At 69.5% G+C, this 19,460-nt stretch carries 20 protein-coding genes; 13 read left to right on the forward strand and 7 right to left on the reverse strand.

The features are described from left to right. Positions 1 to 3: 3 nt before the first annotated feature. From lptE to ASV56_RS08330, 3 genes are read left to right on the forward strand one after another with little or no spacing between them, the layout of a single operon-like run. Positions 4 to 468 (forward strand): LPS assembly lipoprotein LptE, encoded by a 465-nt coding sequence (gene lptE / locus ASV56_RS08320; RefSeq protein ID WP_253879923.1) that lies wholly within the window; start codon positions 4 to 6, stop codon positions 466 to 468. A gap of 10 nt (positions 469 to 478) precedes the next feature. Then, entirely contained in the window at positions 479 to 1,507 is a 1,029-nt protein-coding gene (gene holA / locus ASV56_RS08325; protein ID WP_062561563.1) for a DNA polymerase III subunit delta, read from the forward strand. Further along, positions 1,507 to 2,703, forward strand: coding sequence for a BaiN/RdsA family NAD(P)/FAD-dependent oxidoreductase (locus tag ASV56_RS08330; protein ID WP_062562284.1), 1,197 nt, complete (start codon positions 1,507 to 1,509; stop codon positions 2,701 to 2,703). Before holA ends, ASV56_RS08330 begins: the two co-directional genes overlap by 1 nt. On the opposite strand, the gene ASV56_RS08335 is transcribed toward ASV56_RS08330, so the two are convergent. Beyond that, entirely contained in the window at positions 2,679 to 3,266 is a 588-nt protein-coding gene (locus ASV56_RS08335; RefSeq protein WP_062562285.1) for a glutathione S-transferase family protein, read from the reverse strand. The genes ASV56_RS08330 and ASV56_RS08335 overlap by 25 nt on opposite strands. Positions 3,267 to 3,401: 135 nt before the next feature. Between ASV56_RS08335 and ASV56_RS08340 the strand changes: the two genes are divergently transcribed. The 7 genes from ASV56_RS08340 (at position 3,402) to ASV56_RS08370 (ending at position 11,286) form a co-directional block, all read left to right on the forward strand. Next, the gene (locus tag ASV56_RS08340; protein WP_062561564.1) at positions 3,402 to 4,658 is read left to right on the forward strand and encodes an MFS transporter; all 1,257 of its coding nucleotides are present in this window, start codon (positions 3,402 to 3,404) and stop codon (positions 4,656 to 4,658) included. An 80-nt stretch (positions 4,659 to 4,738) separates the two neighbouring features. Then, positions 4,739 to 5,545 carry a 5'-nucleotidase, lipoprotein e(P4) family gene (locus ASV56_RS08345; protein ID WP_253879925.1) on the forward strand — a complete coding sequence of 269 codons (807 nt, stop codon included), beginning with the start codon at positions 4,739 to 4,741 and terminating at the stop codon, positions 5,543 to 5,545. 57 nt (positions 5,546 to 5,602) lie between these two features. After that, positions 5,603 to 6,796: an MFS transporter gene (locus tag ASV56_RS08350; protein ID WP_062561565.1), complete on the forward strand. Its 1,194-nt coding sequence runs from the start codon at positions 5,603 to 5,605 to the stop codon at positions 6,794 to 6,796. Next, positions 6,789 to 7,820: a glycosyltransferase family 4 protein gene (locus ASV56_RS08355; protein ID WP_062561566.1), complete on the forward strand. Its 1,032-nt coding sequence runs from the start codon at positions 6,789 to 6,791 to the stop codon at positions 7,818 to 7,820. Before ASV56_RS08350 ends, ASV56_RS08355 begins: the two co-directional genes overlap by 8 nt. Then, a complete protein-coding gene (locus ASV56_RS08360; RefSeq protein WP_062561567.1) occupies positions 7,817 to 8,431 on the forward strand; it encodes a glycosyltransferase family 29 protein in 615 nt (204 codons plus the stop codon). Before ASV56_RS08355 ends, ASV56_RS08360 begins: the two co-directional genes overlap by 4 nt. A gap of 100 nt (positions 8,432 to 8,531) precedes the next feature. Further along, positions 8,532 to 9,554 carry an aspartate-semialdehyde dehydrogenase gene (locus ASV56_RS08365; protein WP_062561568.1) on the forward strand — a complete coding sequence of 341 codons (1,023 nt, stop codon included), beginning with the start codon at positions 8,532 to 8,534 and terminating at the stop codon, positions 9,552 to 9,554. Between the two features lie 88 nt (positions 9,555 to 9,642). Further along, complete coding sequence (locus ASV56_RS08370) at positions 9,643 to 11,286, forward strand: DUF4139 domain-containing protein (RefSeq protein ID WP_062561569.1); 1,644 nt, start codon at positions 9,643 to 9,645, stop codon at positions 11,284 to 11,286. 725 nt (positions 11,287 to 12,011) lie between these two features. On the opposite strand, the gene ASV56_RS08375 is transcribed toward ASV56_RS08370, so the two are convergent. The 3 genes from ASV56_RS08375 to ASV56_RS08385 all read right to left on the reverse strand — a co-directional run bounded on the left by ASV56_RS08375 (position 12,012) and on the right by ASV56_RS08385 (position 15,755). Continuing rightward, positions 12,012 to 12,695: a 5'-methylthioadenosine/S-adenosylhomocysteine nucleosidase gene (locus ASV56_RS08375; protein WP_062561570.1), complete on the reverse strand. Its 684-nt coding sequence runs from the start codon at positions 12,693 to 12,695 to the stop codon at positions 12,012 to 12,014. Positions 12,696 to 12,756: 61 nt separating this feature from the next. Continuing rightward, positions 12,757 to 14,343, reverse strand: coding sequence for a PAS-domain containing protein (locus ASV56_RS08380; RefSeq protein WP_062561571.1), 1,587 nt, complete (start codon positions 14,341 to 14,343; stop codon positions 12,757 to 12,759). A gap of 74 nt (positions 14,344 to 14,417) precedes the next feature. Beyond that, positions 14,418 to 15,755: an ActS/PrrB/RegB family redox-sensitive histidine kinase gene (locus ASV56_RS08385; RefSeq protein ID WP_172823739.1), complete on the reverse strand. Its 1,338-nt coding sequence runs from the start codon at positions 15,753 to 15,755 to the stop codon at positions 14,418 to 14,420. 145 nt (positions 15,756 to 15,900) lie between these two features. On the opposite strand from ASV56_RS08385, the gene ASV56_RS08390 reads away from it, so the two are divergent. Then, positions 15,901 to 16,449 carry an ActR/PrrA/RegA family redox response regulator transcription factor gene (locus ASV56_RS08390; RefSeq protein WP_062561572.1) on the forward strand — a complete coding sequence of 183 codons (549 nt, stop codon included), beginning with the start codon at positions 15,901 to 15,903 and terminating at the stop codon, positions 16,447 to 16,449. Between the two features lie 77 nt (positions 16,450 to 16,526). Next, entirely contained in the window at positions 16,527 to 16,835 is a 309-nt protein-coding gene (locus ASV56_RS08395; protein WP_062561573.1) for an H-NS histone family protein, read from the forward strand. Between the two features lie 32 nt (positions 16,836 to 16,867). Here ASV56_RS08395 and ASV56_RS08400 read toward each other — a convergent pair whose 3' ends face one another. From ASV56_RS08400 to ASV56_RS08410, 3 genes are all read right to left on the reverse strand, one after another. Next, positions 16,868 to 17,479, reverse strand: coding sequence for an HD domain-containing protein (locus tag ASV56_RS08400; RefSeq protein ID WP_062561574.1), 612 nt, complete (start codon positions 17,477 to 17,479; stop codon positions 16,868 to 16,870). A gap of 81 nt (positions 17,480 to 17,560) precedes the next feature. Further along, positions 17,561 to 18,082: a protein-export chaperone SecB gene (gene secB, locus ASV56_RS08405; protein ID WP_062561575.1), complete on the reverse strand. Its 522-nt coding sequence runs from the start codon at positions 18,080 to 18,082 to the stop codon at positions 17,561 to 17,563. A gap of 49 nt (positions 18,083 to 18,131) precedes the next feature. Continuing rightward, positions 18,132 to 18,692: an FxsA family protein gene (locus tag ASV56_RS08410; RefSeq protein WP_062561576.1), complete on the reverse strand. Its 561-nt coding sequence runs from the start codon at positions 18,690 to 18,692 to the stop codon at positions 18,132 to 18,134. A gap of 110 nt (positions 18,693 to 18,802) precedes the next feature. Here ASV56_RS08410 and ASV56_RS08415 point away from each other — a divergent pair, with 110 nt between their 5' ends. Then, positions 18,803 to 19,459, forward strand: a complete 657-nt coding sequence (locus tag ASV56_RS08415; protein WP_062561577.1) for a Tim44/TimA family putative adaptor protein — start codon at positions 18,803 to 18,805, stop codon at positions 19,457 to 19,459. The last annotated feature ends 1 nt before the right edge of the window (position 19,460 follow it).

A 19,460-nucleotide genomic window follows, 5' to 3' on the forward strand; every position in this document is an offset into this window, starting at 1 on the left:
AGCGTGATCCTGGCCGCCCTGGCGCTGGCCGCCTGTGGCTTTTCCCCGGTCTATGGGCCCGAGGGCGTCGGCGGCAAGCTGTTCGGCCAGGTCCGCACCGCCGACCCCAAGACGCCGGACGATTTCAGCTTTGCCGGCCGCATCGCCGAGCGGCTGGGGCCGGACAGCAACCCGCGCTTCGAGTTGGGCTATCGGCTGCGCATCGCCGTGGTGCCGCAGGCCATCACCCCGGATGAGATCACCACGCGCTATGCGCTGAACGGCAGCGCGGATTTCGTGCTGACCGAGCAGGCTTCGGGCAAGGTGGTGACGCGGGGGCAGGTCAGCAGCTTCACCTCCTACTCCACCACCGGCACCACCATCGCCACCATGGCGGCGGAGCAGGACGCGCATGAGCGGCTGGCGCGGATGCTGGCCGACCAGGTGGTGACGCGGCTGATGGCCGTGGACCCGGCCGCAGTTCCATGATGCTTGTCCCGTGATCCTGAAGGGCGCCGAGATCGGACGCTACCTGGCGCGGCCCGATCCGACGCGGCCGGCGCTGCTGGTCTATGGCCAGGACGCCATGCGCGTGGCGCTGAAGCGGGCCGAGGCGGTCAAGGCCCTGGTCGGACCCGGCGCCGAGGAGGAGATGCGCCTGACCCGCATCCCCGGCGCCGATCTGCGCAAGGACCCGGCGGCGCTGCTGGATGCGGTCAAGGCGGTGGGATTCTTTCCGGGCCAGCGCGTGGTGCTGGTCGATGACACGCCCGACGCGGCGGCGCCGGCGGTGGCCTCGGCGCTGGGGGAATGGCGCGCGGGCGATGCGGTGATCGTGGTGGCGGCGGCGGCCTTGGGGAAATCCTCGGCGCTGCGCAAGCTCTTCGAGCCGCATCCGGCAGCGGTGACCGCGCCCATTTACGACGATCCGCCCGGCGAGGAGGAAATCGAACGCTGGCTGCGCGACGCCGGCCTGCGCGAGGTGCCGCGCGACGCCATGCGCGACCTGATGGCGCTGTCGCGCGCGCTGGACCCCGGCGACTTTCGCCAGACGGTCGAGAAGATCGGGCTTTACAAGCATGGCGACGACAGTCCCCTGCGCCCGGCCGAAATCGCGCTCTTGGCCCCTGCCACCATCGAGGCCGAGCTGGACGAGCTGATCGACTGCGTCGCCGAGGGCCGGGCCAAGGACTTCGGCCTGCTGATGCGGCGGATCGAGGGCCAGGGCACGGCGCCGGTGACGCTGTGCATCGCGGCGCTGCGGCATTTCCGGGCGCTGCATGCCGGCGCCTCGGACCCCGGCGGGCCGGGGGCGGGGATGGCGCGGCTGCGGCCGCCGGTGTTTGGCCCGCGCCGCGACCGGATGATCCGGCAGGCGCAGGACTGGGGCATGCGGACGCTGGAGGACGCGATCCACCAGCTGATCGAGACCGACCTGCAGCTGCGGTCCTCGTCCAAGGCGCCGGCGATGGCGGTGATGGAGCGGATGCTGCTGCGGCTGTGCATGATGCCGCGCGGCGGGCGCTGATGCACGCGCTGGTGATCGGCGCCGGCCCGGCCGGGCTGATGGCGGCCGAGGTGCTGGCCGGCAGCGGCGCGCGGGTCGTGGTGGCCGAGGCGATGCCGACGCCGGCGCGGAAGTTCCTGATGGCGGGGAAATCCGGGCTGAACCTGACCAGGGCCGAGCCGTTCGCGGATTTTGCAGCGCATTATGGGGGCTCTGCCCCCGTCCTGCGGACTCCCCCGGGGTATTTGCAGAGCAAAGAAATCGGGCCCGAGGCGGTGATGGCCTGGGCGCGCGGGTTGGGGGTGGAGCTGTTCACCGGCTCGACCGGGCGGGTGTTTCCGGTCGGGATGAAGGCCTCGCCGCTGCTGCGGGCCTGGCTGGCGCGGCTGGCGGGCGCAGGCGTCGAGCTGCGGACGCGCTGGCGCTGGAGCGGCTTCGACGGCGACGGCTGGCGCTTGCAGACGCCGGGCGGGATCGCGGTCTTGCGGCCGCAGGTCGTCGTGCTGGCGCTGGGGGGCGCGAGCTGGCCGCGGCTGGGCTCGGACGCGGCCTGGGTGCCGTGGCTGCGCGAGCGGGGCGTCGAGGTGGCGCCGTTCCGGCCGGCGAACATGGGCTTCCGCACCGCCTGGTCGGCGCAGATGGCGCGGCATTTCGGCCAGGCGGTCAAGGGCGTGGCGCTGCATGTCGGCGGCCAGGTCGGGCGCGGCGAATGGGTGGTCACCCGGCATGGCATCGAGGGCGGCGGCGTCTATGAGCTCGCGGCCTTGATGCGCGACGGGGCCGAGGCCTTCGTCGACCTGGCGCCCGACGTGGCCGCCGAGGAACTGGCGCGGCGTTTCGGCAGGGCGCCGGCGAAGCTGTCGGTGGGCAACCGGCTGCGGCGGGGGCTGGGCGATCCCCTGCGGGCGGCGCTTCTGCTGGAATGGGGCCAGCCGCTGCCGGCCGAGCCCGAGCGGCTGGCCGCCCGCGCCAAGGCGCTGCGGCTGCGCCACGATGGGCCGATGGGGTTGGAGCGGGCGATTTCGTCAGCAGGCGGCATCACCGGCGCGAGCCTGACCGAGCGGCTGGAGCTGCGCGCGCTGCCCGGCGTCTTTGCCGCCGGCGAGATGCTGGACTGGGAGGCGCCGACCGGCGGCTATCTGCTGACCGGCTGCCTGGCCAGCGGCCGCCTGGCGGGCCAGGGCGCCGCCGCCTATCTGGCCGAGGCGCGCAGGTAGCCGGGCCGCGCCCGCATCCGGTCCAGGTAATCCGTCAGCCGGTGTTCGACGATCGGAAAGCGCGCCGTCAGCGCCCAGGTCAGGCAATGCGCCAGGATGATGTCGGGCACGGTCATGCGCTCGCCCATCAGGAAGCCGTCCTCGGCCATGCGATGCACCAGGGTCTTCTGGCTGCGTTCGAATTCCCAGCGCAGCGTGTTCTTGATCGCCGCCAGCCGCATCTCTTCGGGCAGGATGAAGCTGTGCCGCGCCGCGAGCCACAGCGCCGCGTCGAATTCGTCCAGCACGAATTGCGTCAGGCTGTCCTGGCGCGCCCGGTCCAGTGTGCCCGCGGGATGGGTCAGCGCGCCATGCTTGTCGGCGAGATAGGTCAGGATCGCCGTCGAATCGGTGATCGGCGTGCCGTCCGCCACCAGCACCGGCACCTTGCCGGCCGGGTTGAAGGGCGTGACCCTTTCGCTATGCGGGTTCACCGCCAGGTGGTCGTAGGGCTGGCCCAGTTCCTCGAGCATCCACAGCACGCGCAGGGCGCGGCTTTGTGCGGTTCCAATGACTTGATACATGGCGGCCTTTTCACGATCCCGGAACTTCACCATCCCTTTCCCAAACCTATCGCCCGCCGGCCCGCCAGGCAATGAGCGGCATTGACGCCGCCCCCGGCCCGGCGCAGGAATGGCGGGCTGCAAGGAGGGGGCGCCATGTCCGCAAGCACATCCGCAAGCGCGCGCGCGCCGCTGTTCACCGCCGTCCTGGTCGGCGGGTCCATCATCCTGCTGATCAACTTCGCGCTGCGCGCCAGCTTCGGCGTCTTCCAGATCCCCATCGCGCAGGAATTCGACTGGCCGCGCGCCGAGTTCAGCCTGGCCATCGCCATCCAGAACCTGGCCTGGGGCATCGGCCAGCCGATCTTCGGTGCCCTGGCCGAACGCTGGGGCGACCGCTGGTCGGTCATCATCGGCGCCTTCCTCTATTCCGCCGGGCTGATCCTGACCTCTTGGGCCAGCGACCCGCTGACCATGCAGCTTCTTGAGGTGATGGTCGGCTTCGGCATCGCCGGCACCGGCTTCGGCGTCATCCTGGCGGTGATCGGCCGCGCCGCCAGCGACGAGAATCGCAGCCTCGCCCTGGGGATCGGCACCGCCGCCGGCTCGGCCGGGCAGGTTTTCGGCGCGCCCCTGGCCGAGGTGCTGCTGCTGCATTACCCGTGGCAGTCGGTGTTCGTGATCTTCGGCGTCATCGTCTTGGCCTGCCTGTTCTTCCTGCCGCTTCTGGGCGGCGGCAAGCCCGCCAGCCGCAGCGAGCTCGAGGAAAGCATGGGCGCGGTCTTGAGGCGCGCCTTCACCGATCCGTCCTATCTGATGATCTTTGCCGGCTTCTTTTCCTGCGGCTACCAACTCGCCTTCATCACCGCGCATTTCCCGGCCATGGTGACCGAGATGTGCGGCCCGATCGCGCCGGGCGGCATGCTGTCGGGGATCGGCATCACCACCACCTCGACGCTGGGCGCGGCGGCGATCTCATTGATCGGGCTGGCGAATATCGCCGGCTCGATCTTCGCCGGCTGGCTTGGCAAGCGCTACAGCAAGAAATACCTGCTGGCCGGGATCTATACCCTGCGCACCATCGCCGCCGCCGCCTTCATCCTGATGCCGATCACGCCCGGCAGCGTCATCGTCTTCTCGCTGGTCATGGGGGCGCTTTGGCTGGCGACGGTGCCGCTGACCTCGGGGCTGGTCGCCTATATCTACGGGCTGCGCTACATGGGCACGCTCTATGGCTTCGTGTTCCTGTCGCATCAGCTCGGCTCGTTCCTGGGCGTCTGGCTGGGCGGCAAGATGTATGACATCTATGGCGATTATACCCTGGTCTGGTGGGTGGGCGTCGGCGTCGGCGCCTTCAGCGCGCTGATCCACCTGCCGGTGCGCGAGGCGCCGGCCCGGCTGGCGGCGGCCTGATTTTGTTTGACGGGTCAATCAACAAAAATTAGCCTCCCCGGTCAGGCGCAGAAAGCGCCGTCATGAACGGGGAGTTTTCCATGTCTCATCCTCTTGCCCGCCTGGTGCCGGGCGTGCTGTCCCTTGCCCTGCTGGCCCCGGCCGCCATGGCGCAGGATGCCGTGTCCCAGGACACCATGGCGCAGGACGCGGCGCAAATGCCGCAATGCCAGGTCCGCGAATTCGCCATGGGCCTGCGCTATCAGCAGCAATCGGCCGAGGTGCGGGCCCTGCAATTGCAGGCCTATGCCCTGGCCAAGGCCAATCTGGAAGCCGCCATCGCCAAGGCCGAGGATCCGGGGAAGCTGGCCATCGTCACCGACCTGGACGAAACCGCCATCGACAACAGCGCGCTGCTGGTGCGCGACATGCAGGAATGCCACGTCTACGACACCTGGGACACCTGGGGCGACTGGGAGTTGAAGGGCCATCCGACCCCGATCCCCGGCGCGCTGGCGTTCTTCGATTTCGCCGACAAGGCCGGCGTGGCGATCTATTACATCTCGGACCGGTTCGGCGAGCCCGAGAACAAGGCCGCGACCATCGCCACGCTGAAGGAGCTGGGCTTCCCGCAGGTCAGCGACGACACCGTGCTGCTTTACGGCACCAGCAAGGCCGAGCGCCGCGCCGTGGCCGCCAAGGATCACCAGATCGTGCTGCTGCTGGGCGACACGCTGGCCGATTTCGACGCCGCCTTCCGCAAGGTGCCGCTGGATGTGAAGCGCGCGGCTGTGGACAGCAACGCCGCGCATTTCGGCGCCGACTGGATCGTCTTCCCGAACGCCACCTATGGCGACTGGAGCGAGGCGCCGTTGCAGGCCTGGGACTCGCCCCTGGTCACGCAATAAGGCCGGGTTGAACTTTCCGGCGGCGTGACGCAGCTTCGCCGGCGCAAAGGGGGAACCATGCGCTGGATCATGTCGCCGGGACTGATGTCCCTCGTGCTGGGCTATACGCTCAGCCAGTTCTATCGCGCTTGTCTCGCGGTGCTGTCGCCGACGCTGCATGCCGAGCTGGCGGCGGGGCCGGCCGATCTCGCGCTGTCCTCGGGGCTGTGGTACATCGCCTTTGCCGCCATGCAGATCCCGGTCGGCTGGGCGCTGGACCGCTGGGGCCCGCGCGAGACCGTCTCGGTGCTGCTGGCGCTTGGCGGCGGCGGCGGGGCGGCGGTCTTTGCCCTGGCGCAGGCGCCCTGGCACCTGCATGTCGCCATGGCGCTGTTGGGCATCGGCTGCGCGCCGGTGATGATGGGCAGCTTCTTCATCTTCGCCCGCACCCTGCCCCCTGCCTCGATGAGCGCGGCGGGCGGCGCGGTGGTCGGGCTGGGCTCGCTGGGCAACATGCTGGGCGCGGCGCCGCTGGTCTGGGTGGTGAACGGCATCGGCTGGCGCGAAACGCTGGCCATCCTGACCCTGATCACCCTGGCGGTCTCGGCCACGATCTATGCCTGCGTCAAGAACCCGCCGCGCCCCGAGGGCACGCATCCGACCGGCTCGCTGCGCGCCCTGCTGAAGGTGCGCGAGCTCTGGGCGATCCTGCCGCTGCTGGGCATCACCTATGCCGCCTCGGCCTGCATCCGCGGGCTCTGGGCCGGGCCCTACATGGCCGAGGTCTTTGGCGCCAGCGACTACCTGATCGGCTGGGTCACGCTGGGTATGGGGCTGGCCATGGTCACGGCCAACCTGTCGGTGGGGCGGGCAGTGCGGCTGCTTGGTTCGGACAAGCGCACCTCGCTGGCGAACACGCTGCTGCTGTGCGCGGTGCTGGCAAGCCTGTGGCTGGCGCCCGGGCTCAGCCTCGGGCTGTCCTCGGTGCTGCTGGTCATGGTCTGCATCTCGGACAGCAACTATTCGCTGATCATGTCGCATGGCCGGGCCTTCCTGCCGCCGCATCTGGTCGGGCGCGGCATCACCTTCATGAACATGGTCTCGATCTCGGGCGTGGGGGTGATGCAGTTCCTGTCGCGGCCGGTGTATCTGTCGGCCTCGGCCAGCCAGCCGCCGGCCACGGCTTACGGTTACATCTTCCTGTTCTTCCTGATACCGCTGGTCATCGGATTGCTTGTCTATCTGTTCAGTCCCGAGGATCGCCATGGCTGAGATCGAGGTCGTCGCCCCGAACCTGAAGCGCCGCCTGTCGGGCGTCACGGCGACCGTGGTGCGGCTGATCCCGGTGCAGGCGCGAATGATCGGCATCGTCGCCACCGGGCCGGGTCTGCCGCCCGAACTGCCGCATATCCCGCTGGGCCGCGCCGCCACCCTGCCCCGCGACCGCTGGCGGGTCTGGCACGCCCGACGCAATACCGAGATGGCGCTGGGGCTGATCCTGCGCCGGGTTCTGCGCCGCAAATACAAACTCTTGTTTACCTCGGCCGCGCAAAGACAACATACGGGGTTCACCCGCTGGCTGATCCGGCAGCAGGACGCACTGATCGCCACCTCGCCGCAGGCCGCCAGCTATCTGGAACGCCCGGCGACGGTGATCCTGCATGGCGTCGATCTGGCGGTCTTTCATCCCGCCCCCGACCGCGCGGCGCTGCGGGCGGATTTGGGCTTTGCGCCCGAGGATATCGTCATCGGCTGCTTCGGCCGCGTCCGGGCGCAGAAGGGCGTGGACCTGCTGGTCGAGGCGGCGCTGCGCCTGTTCCCGACCCGGCCGCGCGCCCGGCTGATCTTTACCGGCCGCGTCACCGCCGACAACCAGACCTTCACCGCCGAACTGCAATCCCGCATCGCCGCCGCCGGCCTATCGGACCGCATCCGGTTCCTGGGCGAGGTGCCGTGGGCGCAGGTGGTGCGCAACTACCAGGCCATCGACCTGTTCGCCGCCCCGGCGCGGTGGGAGGGCTTCGGCCTGACGCCGCTGGAAGCCGCGGCCTGCGGCGTCCCCACCGTCGCCGCGCGCGTCGGCGCCTATGAGACACTGATCCGCGACGGCGAGACCGGCAGCCTGGTCGCGCGCGAGGACGTGGACGCGCTGACCGATGCTCTGGCGCGCTGGCTCGACGACGACGCCGGCCGCCGGGCCGCCGGCAATGCCGCCCGTACCCATGTCGCCGCCAACCACGCCATCGAGGGCGAGGCCCGCGCCATTGTCGAGGTCTATCGCAGGCTGCTGGCGTGACCCGCCTCGGCTTCCTGATCGCCCGCACCCTGCGCGACGAATCCGCGCTGCAACGCCTGTCGGTGCCGCAATCCGCGCTGCTGGCGGATCTTGCGGGCAAGCGCATCGCGCTGATCGGCAATGCTAGGGCGCTGGCGCAGACCGATCACGGCACCGCCATCGACGCGGCCGAGCTGGTGGTCCGCATCAACCGCGCACCCATGCCCGCGGCCGCCAGCCACGGCAGCCGCACCGACTGGCTGGCGCTGGCGGTGCGGCTCTCGGATGCCGACCGCACCCGCATCGCCCCGGCCCGCATCCTGTGGATGTCGCCCAAGCGCAAGCGGCTGGACTGGCGGACCGCGACCAGCCCCGGCTTCTACCTGCATCCGCTGGCCGACTATCGGGCGCTGAAGGACCGGCTGGGCGCGCCCCCGACCACCGGCGCCATGATGATCGACCTGATCGCGCGGTCGGACATGGCGCGGCTCGACCTTTACGGCTTCGATTTCTTCGCCTCGCTGTCGCTGTCGGGCCGGCGAAGCGCCGAACAGGTTCCCCATGATTTTTCAGGGGAATCCCGCTGGGTCCAGGAACTGGAACGGGCAGATCGACGAATTCATCGGCATTAAGGCGGAATTCTGCCATATCATCAGTCGTTTCGCCGAAATCTCGCTTTCCCTTTGCCGGGAAACGCCCTATATCGCGGCGTCCTTTAGAAGGAGACCCCCAATGGGCTACAAGGTCGTTGTCGCCGGCGCCACGGGGAACGTGGGCCGTGAAATGCTGAACATTCTCGCCGAGCGCGAGTTCCCTGCCGATGAGGTTGTCGCTCTGGCTTCGCGCCGGAGCATTGGCACTGAGGTCAGCTATGGCGACAAGACCTTGAAATGCAAGGACATCGAGGGTTTCGACTTCACCGGCTACGATATCGCGCTGTTCGCCATCGGCTCGGACGCGACCAAGACCTATGCGCCCATCGCGGCCAGCCAGGGCTGCGTGGTGATCGACAACTCGTCGCTTTACCGCTACGACCCGCAGATCCCGCTGATCGTGCCCGAGGTGAATGCCGACGCGATCGAGGATTACCGCAACAAGATGATCATCGCGAACCCCAACTGCTCGACCGCGCAGATGGTGGTGGCGCTGAAGCCGCTGCATGACCGCGCCCGGATCAAGCGCGTCGTCGTCTCGACCTACCAGTCGGTCTCGGGCGCCGGGAAAGAGGGCATGGACGAGCTCTGGAACCAGACCAAGGGCATGTATGTCCCGGGCCAGGAGGTCGAGCCGAAGAAGTTCCAGAAGCAGATCGCCTTCAACGTGATCCCGCAGATCGACGTCTTCCTGGACAGCGGCGACACCAAGGAAGAATGGAAGATGGTGGCCGAGACCAAGAAGATCCTCGACCCCGCGATCAAGGTCACCGCGACCTGCGTGCGCGTGCCGGTCTTCGTCGGCCATTCCGAGGCGGTCAACATCGAGACCGAGGATTTCCTGGACGAGGACGAGGCCCGCGACATCCTGCGCGAGGCGCCGGGCATCCTGGTCGTCGACAAGCGCGAGCCGGGCGGCTACACGACGCCGATCGAATGCGTCGGCGATTTCGCCACCTATATCAGCCGCATCCGCCAGGACGTCACGGTGGAAAACGGCTTGAACCTGTGGTGCGTCAGCGACAACCTGCGCAAGGGCGCGGCGCTGAACGCGGTGCAGATCGCCGAGCTTCTGGGCAATCGCATCCTGAAAAAGGGCTGAGATGCCGATGCGGGGGCGCCTTGGGGCGCCCTCTTGCATTTCGCGCCCGCGTCGCGGACCCTGTCGGCCGTTATCAACGAGGGGTCCGATGCGTCATCTTCTGCTTTCCACCGCCATCCTGTTCGCCGGCCCCGCGCTTGCCGACCGCATCGAGACCACGGCGCGCGTGACCGATGTCACCGTCTATCCCTGGGGCGCCGGCGTCACCCGCGAGGCGGCGCTCGACCTGCCCGCCGGCGCGCATGAGCTGGTCATCCCCGGCATCCCCGAGGGCGTGGCCCCGGAAAGCCTGCGCATCAGCGGTGAAGGCGCGGTGATTGGCGCCGTCGGCTTCCAGCAGGAACGCGCCCTGCCCGAAACGCCGGCGAAATCGCCCGAGCTCGCCGCGGCCGAGTATCGGGTCCGGCAGCTGAAATCCGAGCTTTCGGCGCACGCATCCCGCGTCTCCGGCATCAAGGCCCAGGGCGAGGCGGCCGAGGACCTGATCGAATTCCTGATGAAGCTGGCGGAATCCGATGGCATGGCCGGCAATGACATCGCCGCCCTGTCGGGCACGGTCGGCCAGCAATTGCTGCAGGCGCGCCAGACCGCGATCCGCGCCGAGGCCGAGGCCGAAGCCGCCGACCAGGGCCGCGAGGACCTGGAGGAGCGGCTGGAGACCGCCGAGGCCCGGCTCGAGGCGCTGCGCGGCCCGGAATCGGCGCGCGGCGCGCTGGTCGTCGCGGTCCAGGGCCAGGGCCAGCCGGCGCGCATCCGCATCACCAGCCTGACCGGCGACGCCAGCTGGCAGCCGGTCTACGACCTGTCGCTGGCCCGCAAGGAAGGCAAGCTGCGCCTGGATCGCGGCTTGCTGGTGCGGCAGAACACCGGCGAGGATTGGTCCGGCGTGCATCTACTGCTGTCCACCGCCCGGCCGATGGACCAGTCGGCGCCCAGCGAATTGCAGCCGCAATTCCCCCGCATCGGCGAGAACGAGGCCAGGCTCTACAGCCGCTCGGCCGCGCCGATGGCCGAGGCGGCGATGGATTCCGCCGAGCGCTACGCGGTCGAGCCGGTGGTGCTGGACGAAGCCGCCGTCGCCGGATCGGCCCTGGCGGGCGTGGTCGGCGAGACGGTGGTCTATGACTACCCGACTCCGGTCACGCTGCGCGACGGCGCCGATGCGCTGCGCCTGCCGCTGGATTCGCATGAGCTGACCCCCGAGGTGGTGGCCGAGGCGGTGCCGCGACGCGACGACACCGCCTATCTGGTGGCCGATACGGTGAATTCGACCGGCGCGGTGATCCTGCCCGGCAGCGCCAGCTTTTACGCGGACGGCGCCCTGGTCGGGCGCGGCGGGCTGGAACTGACTGCCGCCGGCGACAAGATGAAGCTGGGCTTCGGCCCGCTGACCGGCATCAAGCTGGAACACCGCACCCCCGACGAGACCGAGGGCGCGCGCGGGCTGATCTCGAAATCCTCGGAACGCCAAGAGGTGGCCGAGCTGCGCATCCGCAACCTGACCGCCGAGGAGTGGCCGCTGCGGGTGATCGACCGGGTGCCGGTCTCGACCCAGAAGGACCTGCGCATCGACTGGCGCGCCGACCCCGCGCCCGACGCCACCGACCCCGAGGGCAAGCGCGGGCTGCTGGTCTGGAACCGCAGCATCGCCGCCGGAGAGGAGCAGGTCATCACGCTGAGCACCACGCTGCGCTGGCCCGAGGGCCAGATGCTGATCGGCGCCGACGACTGAGCCAGGCGAATCCCGGCGCCTGAATTGCGGCATCGTCGCCCGAGAGGCAGCCACCGCGCGGCGTGCTCTGGGCAAGGTCTTGGCCGTGCCGGCGCCGCGACCAGGTCCAGCGCGGGGTCGGCGGCAAGGGCGACGCCGCTGCAGCCGGCCAGGGCCAGCGCCAGCGTGCTCCCAGGTGTCATGCGAGCATTTTTAACTCCCGTTGATGCGAGGCGGCGTCTGGACGGTTCGACTTGGTCTGGCGGCAGCACCGCTGGGTGATCCCATTGCGCTGCGCCTCGCGCCGATCGCGAGCCCGGTGCGGATCGGGCCCGAGGACAGGCGATGGCCCCGGCAAATCCGAGGCGTCTGGAGCCGCGGTGAGGAACCCGGCTATCGCCTGGCATTCGGTCATGGGCCAGCCGAGCGACGAATGGCGCAAGCTGCGCCAAGGCAAGCGCCCGTCTGCACGTCAGCAGCACCGCTGGGGGGCGCCTTGCGCCAATCACGAGCCCCGGATCGGCGCTGACGGCTGGCGCAGGACGAGCGCCCGGACTGCAATGCGCGGCGCCTGGCGCCTCCGCCCTGCGGAATGAGAGGAGCCCAACGCGGCCACCGCTTGGAGGCCCGGGGCCAGCTGTTTGCCGGCGCCGCAAGAGGGCGCGATAGGCGTTCGGCGAGGTCACGACACCGCCCGGTGACCCTTGCGCACCGTCTTCCGCCCCGGTGCTGGCCGACGCCAAGGATTAGGCGTCGGTCGCTGGCAGCACCAGTGCGCCCGAGGCCAGCGCCTCGCCCAGCCGATCCACGGCCTCGGCCAGGTTTTCATCGACGAGATGCAGATATTGCGTCCAGTCGGACAGCTGGCGCAGCTCCTCGGCCCCGTCCGAGATGCCGCGCAGGCCAATCAGCGGCAGGCCGAAGCGCTGGCAGGCCCGCAGCACCGCATAGCTCTCCATGTCGACCATCTGCGCCGTGACCGCGTCATAGCCCGCGCCGCTGACGATGCTGGCCCCGGTGGCGAGGCTCGCCTCGGCAAGGCCCGGGATGCGATGCGGCAGCGGCTGGCGGGCGGGCAGGCCCAGAAGCGGCGTCTCGCCGCGCGCGAAGCCCAGGGGCGAGGCGTCCATGTCGCGATATTCCAGCGCCGAGACCTGATAGACCCGCAGCTGTTCCAGCTGGCGCGAGCCGGCCGAACCCAGCGAGACCACTAGCTCGGGCAAAGCGCCCCGGGCCTCGAGCCGCGCAAGCGCGGTGCTCAGCACGACGGCGGCCTCGACCGGGCCGACGCCGGTCATCAAGGGCGCGATGCGGGCCCGCAGCTGCGGCCCGTATTCGGAGTCGAGCGCCATCACGAACAGCACGCGGCGCCCGGCCACGACGTCCGGGACCACCGGCCGGCTGCCGTCCTGTCGCGCCTTATCCATCATGCCCAGCCTCCTGCGATCCGGCGCAGGGAAGCGCAGGGCGGGTCCGGAGGCAAGGGAGATTTCATCCACTCATGCTGCGGCGCAGCCGCGCCGTCTCGGCCGGATCCGCCAGCGCGGTCCTGGCCGGCGGCTCGACCGCAAGCGGCGGCGTCGGCATCGGCGCGGCAAAGCTCAGAAGCAGCCGCCCGCCCGACAGGCCGCGCAGGCCCCAGGATAGCAGGCCGCCGGCCGGGCCGGCCATCGCGCCGCGCACCGGCTGGTCGGGCAGCGCGGCATGCAGCGCCTCGCGCAGCGCGGCAAGGCCGGGGCTTTGCCCGCAAGCCTGGGTCCAGATCGCGATATGGTCGTCCAGCGTCGCCGGCGCGGCGGCACCCCAAAGCTCGCCATAGCGGCGGTTCGAGATCAGCAGCTCGCCATTCGCGGCAAAGACCACCACCGCGTCCTCGAGCGAATCCAGCACCTCGGCGCCCAGCGACAGGTCGGCGCGGAACTTGCGGGTCAGCGAGATTTCCGAGGTGATGTCCTCGAACAGGAAGGCCACGGCGCCATCGGGATGCGGCCGGCCGGTGACGCGATAGGTCTGGCCGCCGGGCAGCGACCACATCTCGACATGATGCCCCGACGACGCCGCCGCTTCCAGCGAGGCCATCTGGCTGCGCCAGCTGCGGTAATCCTTGGGCTCGGGCACCATGCGCGCCTCGCGCAGGCGATCCAGAAAGGCGTAAAGCGTCGGGCGCGCGGTCAGGAAGCCGGTGGCGAGCCCGGTCAGGTCGATCAGCGCCGGGTTGAACAGCTGCAGATTGCGGTCGCGGTCGAAGATCGCCAGCCCGATGGGCAGGTCGGCAAAGGTCTTGGTCAGGGTCTGGACGAATTCGCGCAGCGCCCGCTCGGCCCGGACGGCGGCATCGGCGGGCAGGGCGATGGCGACGGTCTGCTCGGCAACCTCGTGCACGTGGCAATCATACCAGCGGCTCTGCCCGTCATGGTCGACCTGGATGCGCCGGGCGCCGCCGCCGCTGGCCGGGCGCGCGCTGAGGTCGACGATCTGCGGCAGGGGCCATTGCGTCTGGTCGGGCAGCCGGGCATCGGCCAGGTCCATATAGGCCGAGTTCGCCCAGGTGACCTGGCCCTGGCGGTCCTGGCGCCAGGCCAGCATCGGCGAATGGTCCATGGTGCTGCGCAGGATCTCGAGCTCTTGCTCCATGACGCCCAGCGACAGCGAATCGACCAGGATGCCGGCATTCTCGGCCGCCGGATCGGCCAGCGTCAGGCGGATCACGCCTTCGCCCAGATCCTCGGCCAGCAGGCGCAGCGGATGCCCTTCGGCGCGTTCCTTGAACTCCAGCCGCGCGGCGCCGGAAAGATCGGGCAGCAGCGCGCCGAAATCCGGCAGGCGCATCGCCAGCCAGCTGGCCAGGCCCTGCCAGTCGCCCTGGCCGGGCAGCGTCGCCAGCAGCGCCCGGGCCGGGCCGGTGGCATCGATCAGCACCTGGTTGCGGAACAGGAAGACGATCGGCTCGATCCCGCGTTCCAGGCCACGCGCCGGACCGGCGCCGCCGAAGCGCCGCTCAAGCTGCCGCATCAGCAGCAGCGCCAGGCCGACGGCCAGCGCCGCGGCAGCAAAGGCGATCAGGAAATGCGCAACCATCGCAACAACCCATCATGGACCCACCCGTTCAACTATAGCGCGATATTTTAAGAAGTGGTTAACGGGCGCCGAATTCAGCCGAGAATTTCGGGGTTTCGCCCCAGGGCGCCGCGGTTGTCGGTCTCGATCAGCTCGCGCGGCCAGATCACCGTGACCTCGGCGCCCTGCGCGCCATTGCCGAAGCGCAGCCGCGCGCCCGAGCGTTCCAGCAGCGCCTTGGCGATGAACAGGCCCAAGCCCATGCCCTCGTAGCTGCGGCCGTCCTCGGCGCGGGGGCGGGTGGTCAGAAAGGGGCTGCCGATGCGCGGCAGCAGCGTCGGGGGAAAGCCCGGGCCGTCGTCGCTGATGCGCAGCCAGATCTCGCGCCGGTCGGCGCCGGTGCGCACGGTGACGCGCTCGGCCGCGAAATCGACGGCGTTCTGGATCAGGTTGCGCAGCCCGTGGATGACCGCGGCGTCGCGATGCACGATCGGGTCGGCCGCGGCGCTGTCCAGCACGATCTGCGCGCGCCGGTCGCGATGCGGGGCGGCGGCCTCGGCCAACACCTCGGACAGCGGCGCCGAGCGGATCAAGAGGTCGTCGCGGCCCGAGGCGCCCATGGATTTCAGGATGTCGCGGCAGCGGTCGGCGGACTGGCGCAGCAGCGCCAGATCCTCGGCCAGGTCGTCGCGATCGGGCAGCGCCTCGGCCAGCTCGTCCGAAAGCTCGGCGCTGACCAGCTTGATCGTGGCCAGGGGCGTGCCCAGCTCATGCGCGGCGGCGGCGACGACGCCGCCCAGGGTCTGCAGCTTCTGTTCCCGCTCCAGCGCCATGCGCGCGGCGAAAAGCGCGTCCGAGGTGGCGCTGACCTCGGCCGCGACCAGCCGCGCATAGGCCGCGAAGAACAGCGCGCCGATGACGATGGCGAACCAATGCCCGACCAGCAGCGGATATTGCAGCGCTAGCCGGCTCGGCCGGAAGGTCAGTGGCTGGGCAAAGACCGCCGCCAGCGTCACCATGACGAAGGTCGCCACGCCCAGGGCCAGCAGGTGCCGGCCCGGCAAGGCGGTCGCCGTGATGGTGACGGGCGCCAGCAGCAGCAGCGCAAAGGGGTTTTCCAGCCCGCCGGTCAGCGCCAGCAGCGCCGCGATCTGCGCCAGGTCGAAGCCCAGCTGCCAGGCCGCCTCGCGCGCGGTGATGCGCCGGCCGGGGCGCAGCGACAGCGCCAGGTTCAGCGCGATGGCAAGGCCGATCACCGCCAGGACCGCCGGCAGCGAGAATTTCGCCCCGATCGCCAGCGCCGCGCCCACCGCGGCCAATTGCCCGGCGATGGCGACCCAGCGCAGCAGGATCAGGGTGCGCAGCCGGATCGGCTCGGGTCCCGGCTGGCCGGGCAAAAGGTCGATGCGGCGGGAAACGAGGCCAAGGGGCACGCAGGGTCTCCGGTTTCGGGGGCTTCGACCTTGATAGGGCGGCGACCGGCGGCAATCAATGCGCGGACCGGGCACGAATTGGCGCCATGTTTGACCAGGCCTGAAAAACCGCCTAAGCAAATCCAAAATCAAAGGCGAAAGCGATATGGCCGAGGAATACCAGATCGGACCGGACCCCAGCCTGCTGCTGGTCGACGATGACGAGATCTTTCTGACCCGGCTGGCCCGGGCGATGGAAAAGCGCGGCTTTGCCGTCAGCCGTGCCGCTTCGGTGGCCGAGGCGCGCGCGCTTCTGGCCGAAAAGGCCCCGGCCTTTGCGGTGGTCGACCTGCGGCTGGAAGATGGCAACGGGCTGGACGTGGTCGATGCGATCCGCGAAACCCGCGCCGATGCCCGCATCGTCGTGCTGACTGGATATGGCGCCATCGCCACGGCGGTCGCGGCAGTGAAAATGGGCGCCACGGATTATCTGTCGAAACCCGCCGACGCCGATGACGTCACCCGCGCCCTGCTGGCGCGCGGCGAAACGCTGCCGCCGCCGCCGGAAACGCCGATGTCGGCCGACCGGGTGCGCTGGGAGCATATTCAGCGCGTCTATGAACAATGCGACCGCAATGTCAGCGAAACCGCGCGACGGCTGCATATGCATCGCCGCACATTGCAGCGGATTTTGGCCAAGCGCAGCCCGCGTTAATAACGGCGCCCTCGAAAACATTTGCAATTCCGAGCGGAATGCAAATATTGGGGGCACAACAAAACCGGGATGCCGATATGACCGTTGATCTGGACGCAATGTCCCTGAAAGAACTGCGTGAACTGCGCAACAAGCTGGACCGCGCCATTTCCACCTTCGAGGATCGCCGCAAACGCGAGGCGCTGGCCGCCGTCGAAAGCGCGGCGCGTGAATTCGGCTTCAATCTGGCCGAACTGACCGCCGCCCGACCGGCGCGCAGCAAGGTGGCGGCAAAATATGCCAATCCCCAGGATCCCTCGGCGACCTGGACCGGGCGCGGACGCAAGCCGCGCTGGGTGCAGGAAGCCCTGGACAGCGGCAAAAAGCTGGAAGACCTGGAAATCTGAACCTGAAACCCCGCGGAAAACCGCGGGGTTTTTTAATGCCCTGACCGGTCGATTTCCGCGAGCAATTCGTCAAATCGCGCCAGATAGGCGGCACGGGTTTCGCGCGGCGGCCGCAGCCTTATCTCCAGCCCCTGCAACAGGCCGGGATCGTGAACCGGAAACAGCCGATCCGCCTCGGTTCGGGAAAAACCGGCGATCTGAATGGCTTCCAGCCAAGCCGAGATCCGGTCGGCGCGCTTGATGGCACGCTTGACCGGCGCCGGCAATTGCGCCGGCAATCCGAAGCGCCGATGGATCGCCGCCGCCAGGCGCGAGTCCATTTCACCATATTCGCGTCCCAGCGCCGCCTTCACCGGCGAAATCATGTCGCCGATGACATATTCCGGCGCGTCATGCAGCAGCGCCGCCAGGCGCCAGCGGGGCTCGGCCCCGGCCTCGGTGCGGGCGTGGATCTGCTCGACCAGCAGCGAATGCTCGGCGACGCTATAGGCCCAGTCGCCGTGGGTCTGGCCGTTCCAGCGCGCGACAAAGGCCAGGCCATGCGCGATATCGGCGATCTCGATATCCATCGGCGTCGGGTCCAAGAGGTCCAGCCGGCGCCCCGAGAGCATCCGCTGCCAGGCCCGTTTCGCGGCTTTCGCCATCGCTCTTTCTCCGGTTGCGGCACGAAGAAGGGCCCGCGACGCCTCCGCCACGGACCCGGGATCACGCAGAAGTGAACACGCTCAGGACAGCGGCTGGTCGGCCGGCCGTTCAGCCTGCATGCGGCGGGCGATCTCCTGGCGATACAGCGCCACGAAGTCGATCGGGTCCATGTTGAAGGGCGGGAAGCCGCCGTCGCGGGTCATGTCCGAGACGATGCGCCGCACGAAGGGAAACAGCATGCGCGGGCATTCGATCATCAGGAACGGGTGCAGCTGGTCCTCGGGCACGCCCTCGACGTGGAAGATGCCGCCATAGTCCAGCTCGCACAGGAAGATCGGCGACTTGTCGGAAGCATTGGTCGATTGCACGCGGAACTTGCTGATCACCTCGTACTGGTGATCGGCCGGACGCTTGCGGGCGTCGAGGCTGACCTGGACGCTGATCTCGGGCTGCACCTCGCCCGAGGGCAGGCCCTTCTGCGCGACGGCGTTTTCAAACGACAGGTCGCGGATGTATTGCGTCAGCACTTGCAGCCGCACGCCGGCCTGGGCCTCGGGCGCCTGGCCGTCGGGCGCGGCGGCATTGTTGGTCTCGTCGCTCATTGCGTTCTCCTCGGATTTGCCGGGGTTCTAGCACCCCGGCGCCGGGCGCTCAATGCCGCGTCCAGCCCGAGGTGCCGGGGCGTTTCGGCGCGGACTGGTCGGTCAGGCCTTCGCGCACCGGGGCGGGCGGGTCGTCCTGCACGGAATATTCGCCGTCGATCACGCCTTCGTCGGGCCAGCCGCGGGCCGGGCGAAACCCGGCCGGATCGGCACCCAGGTCGGCGTCGGGAAAGCGCGGCGGATAGCCGAAGCCGGCCGAGGCCACCGTGACCCGCCGGCCCATCCAGCGCAGAAGCAGCGCCCGCACCCCGGGGATCAGCAGCAAAAGCCCGATGGCGCTGGTCAGCAGGCCGGGCACCATCAGCAGCAGGCCGGCGATCATCACCAGCGCGCCATGCGCCATCGGCCGGGCCGGGTCGCGGAACTCCTGCATCGCCTGCTGCAGGTCCAGCATGGCGCGGGCGCCCTGGCGGCGCATCACCGCCGCGCCCAGCACCGCCGAGCCCAGCACCAGCGCCAGCGTCGGCAGCACGCCGATCAGGCCGCCCACCTGGATGAACAGCGCGATCTCGACGATCGGCAGGATCACGAAAGGCAACAGCAGCCACATGCGAAACTCTCTCCCAAGTCTTCCATTTTCCGGCGCCAAACTGGACTTGGGCCGGTGCTCACCCTACATAAGCATCCAAACCGCCGTTACAAAGATTGTCAGGCCCGCCCATGTCGAACCCCCTGCTGCAACTGCTCGTCCTGGGCGCGATCGCCGTCTTCCTGATCCTGCGCCTGCGTGGCGTCCTGGGCACGCGCGACGGGTTCGAGACGCCGAGCCTTCCCGAGGAGCCGGCGCCGCGCAAGCGCTTCGACGTGATCGAGGGCACGGCCGAGCCCGGCGACAGCGACATCGCCGACCATGCCGAACCGGGCAGCCCGACCGCCCAGGCGCTGGCGCAGATGAAACGCGCCGAGCCCGACTTTGCCGTCGGCCCGTTCCTGGCCGGCGCCAAATCCGCCTATGAGATGATCCTGATGGCCTTCGAGCGCGGCGACATTGCCGAGGTGCGCGGCTTCCTTGCGCCGCCGGTGGCCGAGGCCTTCGACAGCGTCATCGCCGACCGCAAGGCGCGCGGGCTGACCACCGAGGCGCAGTTCCTCGGCACCCGCGAAACCGCGCTGGCCAGCGCCGAATTCACTCCCGCCACCGGCATGGCCGAGCTTTCGGTCCGCTTCGTCGGCGAGATGATCGCCGCCACCCGCGACGCCCAGGGCAATGTCGTCGACGGCGACCCGAAATCGGCCCGCAAGCAGCGCGACATCTGGACCTTTGCCCGGCGCATGGGCGAGGACGATCCGAACTGGCAACTGGTCGCCACGGCCTGAG

The sequence above is a fragment of the Paracoccus aminovorans genome, from assembly GCF_001546115.1.
GTDB classification, from domain to species: domain Bacteria; phylum Pseudomonadota; class Alphaproteobacteria; order Rhodobacterales; family Rhodobacteraceae; genus Paracoccus; species Paracoccus aminovorans_B.